General features: G+C 63.1%; 13 protein-coding genes. All 13 read left to right on the top strand.

Translation table 11 applies throughout. The features are described 5' to 3' along the window. On the top strand, nt 1-229 hold a 229-nt coding region (locus tag AC1DER_RS17040), incomplete at its 5' end, for an EF-Tu C-terminal domain-related protein (protein WP_477358189.1). A 481-nt stretch (nt 230-710) separates the two neighbouring features. Next, nucleotides 711-1,022, top strand: coding sequence for a 30S ribosomal protein S10 (rpsJ, locus tag AC1DER_RS17035; protein WP_014161383.1), 312 nt, complete (start codon nt 711-713; stop codon nt 1,020-1,022). Nucleotides 1,023-1,033: 11 nt separating this feature from the next. Next, nucleotides 1,034-1,687, top strand: a complete 654-nt coding sequence (gene rplC / locus AC1DER_RS17030) for a 50S ribosomal protein L3 (protein ID WP_200606506.1) — start codon at nt 1,034-1,036, stop codon at nt 1,685-1,687. 12 nt (nt 1,688-1,699) lie between these two features. Then, nucleotides 1,700-2,305 carry a 50S ribosomal protein L4 gene (gene rplD, locus AC1DER_RS17025; protein WP_477245911.1) on the top strand — a complete coding sequence of 202 codons (606 nt, stop codon included), beginning with the start codon at nt 1,700-1,702 and terminating at the stop codon, nt 2,303-2,305. Next, a complete protein-coding gene (gene rplW / locus AC1DER_RS17020) occupies nt 2,302-2,598 on the top strand; it encodes a 50S ribosomal protein L23 (RefSeq protein WP_158982371.1) in 297 nt (98 codons plus the stop codon). Before rplD ends, rplW begins: the two co-directional genes overlap by 4 nt. Before the next feature lie 10 nt (nt 2,599-2,608). Next, a complete protein-coding gene (rplB, locus tag AC1DER_RS17015; protein WP_477245914.1) occupies nt 2,609-3,436 on the top strand; it encodes a 50S ribosomal protein L2 in 828 nt (275 codons plus the stop codon). Nucleotides 3,437-3,442: 6 nt separating this feature from the next. Continuing rightward, a complete protein-coding gene (gene rpsS / locus AC1DER_RS17010; RefSeq protein ID WP_441817679.1) occupies nt 3,443-3,712 on the top strand; it encodes a 30S ribosomal protein S19 in 270 nt (89 codons plus the stop codon). 10 nt (nt 3,713-3,722) lie between these two features. Then, nucleotides 3,723-4,058, top strand: coding sequence for a 50S ribosomal protein L22 (rplV, locus tag AC1DER_RS17005; RefSeq protein WP_158982368.1), 336 nt, complete (start codon nt 3,723-3,725; stop codon nt 4,056-4,058). A gap of 14 nt (nt 4,059-4,072) precedes the next feature. Then, on the top strand, nt 4,073-4,816 hold the full coding sequence (rpsC, locus tag AC1DER_RS17000; protein WP_158733589.1) for a 30S ribosomal protein S3: 744 nt from the start codon (nt 4,073-4,075) through the stop codon (nt 4,814-4,816). A 6-nt stretch (nt 4,817-4,822) separates the two neighbouring features. Next, nucleotides 4,823-5,236, top strand: a complete 414-nt coding sequence (gene rplP / locus AC1DER_RS16995; protein ID WP_055902334.1) for a 50S ribosomal protein L16 — start codon at nt 4,823-4,825, stop codon at nt 5,234-5,236. After that, nucleotides 5,236-5,436 carry a 50S ribosomal protein L29 gene (gene rpmC, locus AC1DER_RS16990; RefSeq protein ID WP_477245916.1) on the top strand — a complete coding sequence of 67 codons (201 nt, stop codon included), beginning with the start codon at nt 5,236-5,238 and terminating at the stop codon, nt 5,434-5,436. Before rplP ends, rpmC begins: the two co-directional genes overlap by 1 nt. A 10-nt stretch (nt 5,437-5,446) precedes the next feature. After that, complete coding sequence (rpsQ, locus tag AC1DER_RS16985) at nt 5,447-5,716, top strand: 30S ribosomal protein S17 (protein ID WP_158733587.1); 270 nt, start codon at nt 5,447-5,449, stop codon at nt 5,714-5,716. Between the two features lie 14 nt (nt 5,717-5,730). Next, a complete protein-coding gene (gene rplN, locus AC1DER_RS16980; RefSeq protein ID WP_056136003.1) occupies nt 5,731-6,099 on the top strand; it encodes a 50S ribosomal protein L14 in 369 nt (122 codons plus the stop codon). The last annotated feature ends 3 nt before the right edge of the window (nt 6,100-6,102 follow it).

The following is a 6,102-nucleotide window of genomic DNA, read 5'->3' as shown; positions in this document are numbered from 1 at the left end:
TCACACGCCCTTCTTCAAGGGCTACCGTCCGCAGTTCTACTTCCGCACGACCGACATCACCGGCGCAGTGACGCTGCCGGAAGGCGTCGAGATGGTCATGCCGGGCGACAACATCAAGATGGTCGTCTCGCTGATCAACCCGGTGGCCATGGACGAAGGCCTGCGTTTCGCAATCCGCGAAGGCGGCCGTACCGTCGGCGCCGGCGTGGTGGCGAAGATCATCAAGTGACGATCTGACCTGCGCCCGCTCTGCGGGCGCAGCTTTGTCAGTTCGTCATCCCCGCGAAGGCGGGGATCCAAGGACGTAGATCTTGGGGCCTGAACAGCCCCGCCTGGACCCCCCAGCTCCCGTGCTTGCACAAGCTGTGGATATCCGGTTAGAATGCGCGACCACTGCGGTCCTTTCCTTCAAGAAGGGTCCCGCAACCAGCGAAATGAGGTGCAGGACGCGCCTCGTATTCGCCAGACATGGACATGTCGCACGGCAACGCTCCGTACGTTCTGGGCCTTCGGGCTTCCAAGGAACGCTAAACGGGGCGCTTCGTGCGTTCCACTCCACCGTCTGGGCGGATCGGGAAACCGGTCTGCCTTAGTTTTTTCAGGCAGGGAAGCTCCGGAGCGAGGGTGCAGCTTCGGGGTGTTTGCGTATTCCAGGGGTTCGGCACACCCAGAAGCCGGCCCGTCGCTCTTTTAACGTAAGGAATTCCGTCATGGCGGACCAAAAGATCCGAATCCGGCTCAAAGCGTACGATCATCGCCTGATCGACCGCTCGGCCAGCGAGATCGTCGAAACGGCAAAGCGGACCGGCGCGCAAGTGCGCGGCCCGATCCCGCTGCCGACCAAGATCGAGCGCTACACCATCCTCGTTTCGCCGCATGCCGACAAGGATGCGCGTGACCAGTACGAGACCCGCACGCACAAGCGCGTGCTGGACATCGTTGACCCCAACGACAAGACCGTGGACGCGCTGATGAAGCTCGAGCTCGCGGCTGGCGTTGACGTACAGATCAAGCTGACCTGAGGCCACCCACCATGACCGCGAAGAAATATTCGTTGGGCATCGTCGGTCGCAAGGCCGGCATGAGCCGCTTCTTCACCGAAGACGGCAAGTCGGTTCCCGTGACCCTCATCGAGGCCACGCCGAACCGGATCACCCAGATCAAGACCCAGGAAACCGACGGCTACAGCGCCGTGCAGGTGACTGTCGGTGTGCGCCGCGCTGCGCTCATCAACAAGCCCGAAGCCGGTCACCTCGCCAAGGCGAAGGTTGAAGCCGGTCGTGGCCTGTGGGAACTGCGTGTTGAAGACGACCAGATCAACGGTTTCGAAATCGGCGGCGAGATCAAGGCCGACATCTTCGAAGCCGGCCAGCTGGTCGACGTCCAGGGCGTCACCAAGGGCAAGGGCTTCCAGGGCACGATCAAGCGCTGGAACTTCACCATGGGCGACGCGACGCACGGTAACTCGCTGTCGCACCGCTCGCCGGGCTCCATCGGCCAGCGCCAGACGCCGGGCCGTGTGTTCCCGGGCAAGAAGATGGCCGGCCACATGGGCGCGGTTACCCAGAGCACGCAGCGCCTGGAAGTGGTCAAGGTCGACGCAGAGCGTGGCCTGATCGCGATCAAGGGTGCGGTGCCGGGCGCGCCGGGCGGCGACGTCATCGTGCGTCCCTCAAGCAAGGCATAAGGAGAGATGACGATGGAACTCGCCATCAACAACAGCAGCAAGACGCTGTCGGTCTCCGACGCGATCTTCGGCCGCGAATTCAGCGAAGACCTGGTCCACCAGGTGGTCGTTGCCTACCGCAATGCCGGTCGTGCCGGCACCAAGGCGCAGAAGACCCGTTCGGAAGTCAACGGCACCACCAAGAAGTCGAAGAAGCAGAAGGGCGGCGGTGCGCGTCATGGCGCGCTGACGGCTCCGATCTTCGTCGGCGGCGGCGTGACCTTCGCGGCCAAGCCGCGCAGCTTCGCCCAGAAGGTGAACCGCAAGATGTACCGCGCCGCGATGGCCGCGATCCTGTCCGAGCTCAACCGCCAGGGCCGCATCATGGTCGTCGAGTCGTTTGACCTCGACGCGCCGAAGACGCAGGGCCTGATTGCCAAGCTCAAGGGCCTGGAAGTCGGTCGTCGTCCGCTGATCGTCACCGAGGATGCTTCCGAGAACCTGTACCTCTCGGCTCGCAACCTGCCGTACGTCGAAGTGCGTGACGTCCAGGGCCTGGATCCGGTCAGCCTCGTCGGCGCCGATTCGGTCGTGGTCACCGCCGACGCCGTCAAGAAGATCGAGGAGTGGCTGGCATGAACGAGGCCAAGCTCTACAACATCATCCGTGCGCCGCGCGTGTCCGAAAAGACCGCACGTCTGCAGGAAGTTTCCAACCAATACGTCTTCGAAGTCGCGACGGACGCTACCAAGGCCGACATCAAGGTCGCCGTGGAAAAGCTGTTCGAAGTCAAGGTCGAGGCAGTCAACGTGGTCAACGTGAAGGGCAAGAACAAGTCCTTCAAGTTCCGCAGTGGCAGCCGCGGCGACTGGCGCAAGGCGTACGTGACGCTGGCCGCTGGCCAGTCGATCGACGTGATGGCCAAGGCCTGAGGAAAGACCCATGGCATTGATGACTTTCAAGCCCACCTCCCCCGGCCGCCGCAGCGCGGTTCGCGTGGTGACCCCGGGCCTGCACAAGGGCGCGCCGCACGCGGCGCTCGTCGAGAAGCAGGGCAAGACCGGCGGTCGTAACCACCACGGCCGGATCACCACCCGCCACGTCGGCGGTGGTCACAAGCAGCATTACCGCATCATCGACTTCAAGCGCGACAAGGAAGGCATTCCGGCGCGCGTCGAGCGCATCGAATACGACCCGAACCGCACCGCTCACATCGCGCTGCTGTGCTACGTCGACGGTGAGCGCCGTTACATCATCGCCCCCAAGGGCCTGAAGGACGGTGACCAGGTGATCGCGGGCCGTGACGCCCCGATCAAGGTCGGCAACACGCTGCCGCTGAGCAACATCCCGGTCGGCTCGACGGTGCATTGCATCGAGATGAAGCCGGGCAAGGGTGCCCAGCTGGCCCGCGCCGCAGGCGCTGGCGTGCAGCTGATCGCCCGCGAGCAGGGCTACGCCACGCTGCGTCTTCGCTCCGGCGAAATGCGCAAGGTGCCGGCCGACTGCCGCGCCACCATCGGCGAAGTCGGCAACGACGAGCACAACCTCGAGAAGCTGGGCAAGGCTGGCGCCAAGCGTTGGCGCGGCGTTCGCCCGACCGTTCGCGGTGCGGCCATGAACCCGGTCGATCACCCGCACGGCGGTGGTGAGGCCAAGGCGGGCCAGGGCAACCCGCATCCGGTCACCCCGTGGGGTGTTCCGACCAAGGGTTACAAGACCCGCAAGAACAAGCGCACCCAGCAGTTCATCGTGCGCGATCGCAGGAGCTAATCGGCCATGGCACGTTCACTGAAGAAAGGCCCGTTCGTCGACCACCATCTGATCAAGAAGGTCGAGACCGCGGGTAACAACAAGAAGCCGATCAAGACCTGGTCGCGTCGTTCGATGATTCTGCCGGACATGGTGGGTTTCACCATTGCCGTGCACAACGGCAAGAACCATATCCCGGTGCTCGTCAACGAGAACATGGTTGGCCACAAGCTTGGCGAGTTCGCCCTGACCCGTACCTTCAAGGGTCACGGCGGCGACAAGAAGTCGGGCAAGTAAGGAGATGACAATGGAAGCGAAAGCCATCCTGCGCACCGCGCGCATCTCCCCGCAGAAGGCCCGTCTGGTCGCTGACCAGGTTCGTGGTCTCTCGGCCGAGCGCGCCGTCAACCTGCTGAAGTTCTCGGACAAGAAGGCTGCCCAGATGATCCGCAAGGTCGTCGAGTCCGCCATCGCCAATGCCGAGAACAACCAGGGCGCCGACATCGACGAGCTCAAGGTCAAGACCATCATGGTTGACGAAGGTCCCGCACTGAAGCGCTTCATGGCGCGTGCAAAGGGCCGCGGCACCCGCATCCTCAAGCGCACCAGCCACATCACTGTGGTTGTTGGCGCGGGCAAGTAAGGCGGAGTCAGACAATGGGTCATAAAGTACATCCGACTGGCATCCGCCTTGGCATCTCCAAGGACTGGAATTCCAAGTGGTTTGCCAACAAGAAGCAGTACGCCGAGTTCCTGGCGGCGGACCTGAAGGTCCGTGACCTGCTGCGCAAGAAGCTGGCCCAGGCCGGCATCTCCAAGATCTTCATCGAGCGTCCGGCGAACAACGCCCGCGTGACGATCCACACCGCCCGTCCGGGCGTGGTGATCGGCAAGCGTGGTGAGGACATCGAGAAGCTGCGCAAGGAAGTGAGCGCGGTGATGGGCGTCCCGGCGCACATCAACGTGACCGAGGTCCGCAAGCCGGAGCTCGACGCGCAGCTGGTCGCCGAGTCGATCGCCCAGCAGCTGGAGCGCCGCATCATGTTCCGCCGCGCGATGAAGCGCGCTGTCGGCAACGCGATGCGCCTGGGTGCCCTGGGCATCAAGGTCAACGTCGCCGGCCGTCTGAATGGCGCCGAGATCGCGCGTTCGGAGTGGTACCGCGAAGGTCGCGTTCCGCTTCACACGCTGCGTGCCGACATCGACTATGGCTTCGCTGAAGCCAAGACGACCTACGGCATCATCGGCATCAAGGTATGGGTCTACAAGGGCGAGATCTTCGATTTCTCCCAGGTCGGCCAGGAAAAGCAGGACGATTCGCCGCGCAGCGATCGCGGTGACCGTGGTGACCGCGGTGATCGCAGCGACCGTCCGGGCCGTTCGGCCCGCGAACAGAGGTAATCCGCCATGTTGCAACCCAAGCGAACCAAGTACCGCAAGGTACACAAGGGCCGCAATGAGGGCCTGAGCTGGAACGGCAATGCCGTCAGCTTCGGCGAATACGGCCTTAAGGCAACGGCGCACGGTCAGCTGACCGCGCGCCAGATCGAGGCAGCACGTCGTTCCATCAGCCGTTACGTCAAGCGTGGCGGCAAGATGTGGATCCGCGTGTTCCCCGACAAGCCGATCACCAAGAAGCCGATCGAAGTCCGAATGGGCTCCGGTAAGGGCAACGTCGAGTACTGGGTCGCACAGATCCAGCCTGGTCGCATGATTTACGAGATCGAAGGCGTGGCAGAGGACGTGGCGCGTGAAGCGTTCCGTCTGGCCGCCGCCAAGCTCTCGGTGACCACCACTTTCGTTACCCGGACGGTGCGCTAATGGAACTCAAGCAACTTCGCGAGAAGTCGGCCGACGAACTGAAGGCCCACCTGGTCGAGCTGCACAAGGAGGGCTTCGCCCTTCGCATGCAGAAGGCCACTGGCCAGCTCGCCAAGACCCACGATGCACGCCGTGTCCGCCGCGAGATCGCTCGCGTCAACATGCTGCTCGGCCAGTCTCTGGCTAGCAAGAAGAAGTAAGGACCCTGCAATGACCGACAACAATACAGACAAGGCGCTGCGCACGGTTGAAGGCCGGGTCGTCAGCAACAAGATGGACAAGACCGTCACCGTGCTCGTCGAGCGCCAGGTCAAGCACGCGCTGTACGGCAAGTACATCCGTCGCTCGACCAAGCTCCACGCCCATGACGCCGATAACGCCTGCAAGGAAGGCGATATCGTGCGAGTGAAGGAGATTGCTCCGATGTCCAAGACCAAGAACTGGAGCGTGGTTGAAATCGTCAGCCGCGCGGCCGAATAAGAGGAGGCTGAACCATGATCCAGATGCAAAGCTACCTCGACGTCGCCGACAATTCCGGTGCCAAGGAAGTGATGTGCATTAAGGTGCTCGGCGGCTCCAAGCGCCGTTACGCCGGCATCGGCGACATCATCAAGGTCACCGTGAAGGACGCGATCCCGCGTGGCAAGGTCAAGAAGGGCGACGTCTATGACGCCGTCGTGGTCCGCACCCGCAAGGGCGTTCGTCGCCCGGACGGTTCGCTGATCCGCTTCGACGGCAATGCCGCCGTGCTCCTGAACAACAAGCAGGAACCGATCGGTACCCGCATCTTCGGGCCTGTGACCCGCGAGCTGCGTACCGAGAAGTTCATGAAGATCGTCTCGCTCGCTCCTGAAGTGCTCTGAGCG

The organism is Lysobacter sp. 05T417 (assembly GCF_056396405.1).
The sequence above is the reverse complement of the archived record's forward strand: the minus strand, read 5'-3'. Positions and strand labels throughout refer to the sequence as shown.

Excerpts from the sequence above, each read along its gene's own strand:
- rpsJ (WP_014161383.1), top strand. The coding sequence starts at position 711 with ATGGCGGACCAAAAGATCCGAATCCGGCTCAAAGCGTACGATCATCGC.
- rplC (WP_200606506.1), top strand. The coding sequence starts at position 1,034 with ATGACCGCGAAGAAATATTCGTTGGGCATCGTCGGTCGCAAGGCCGGC.
- rplD (WP_477245911.1), top strand. The coding sequence starts at position 1,700 with ATGGAACTCGCCATCAACAACAGCAGCAAGACGCTGTCGGTCTCCGAC.
- rplW (WP_158982371.1), top strand. The coding sequence starts at position 2,302 with ATGAACGAGGCCAAGCTCTACAACATCATCCGTGCGCCGCGCGTGTCC.
- rplB (WP_477245914.1), top strand. The coding sequence starts at position 2,609 with ATGGCATTGATGACTTTCAAGCCCACCTCCCCCGGCCGCCGCAGCGCG.
- rpsS (WP_441817679.1), top strand. The coding sequence starts at position 3,443 with ATGGCACGTTCACTGAAGAAAGGCCCGTTCGTCGACCACCATCTGATC.
- rplV (WP_158982368.1), top strand. The coding sequence starts at position 3,723 with ATGGAAGCGAAAGCCATCCTGCGCACCGCGCGCATCTCCCCGCAGAAG.
- rpsC (WP_158733589.1), top strand. The coding sequence starts at position 4,073 with ATGGGTCATAAAGTACATCCGACTGGCATCCGCCTTGGCATCTCCAAG.
- rplP (WP_055902334.1), top strand. The coding sequence starts at position 4,823 with ATGTTGCAACCCAAGCGAACCAAGTACCGCAAGGTACACAAGGGCCGC.
- rpmC (WP_477245916.1), top strand. The coding sequence starts at position 5,236 with ATGGAACTCAAGCAACTTCGCGAGAAGTCGGCCGACGAACTGAAGGCC.
- rpsQ (WP_158733587.1), top strand. The coding sequence starts at position 5,447 with ATGACCGACAACAATACAGACAAGGCGCTGCGCACGGTTGAAGGCCGG.
- rplN (WP_056136003.1), top strand. The coding sequence starts at position 5,731 with ATGATCCAGATGCAAAGCTACCTCGACGTCGCCGACAATTCCGGTGCC.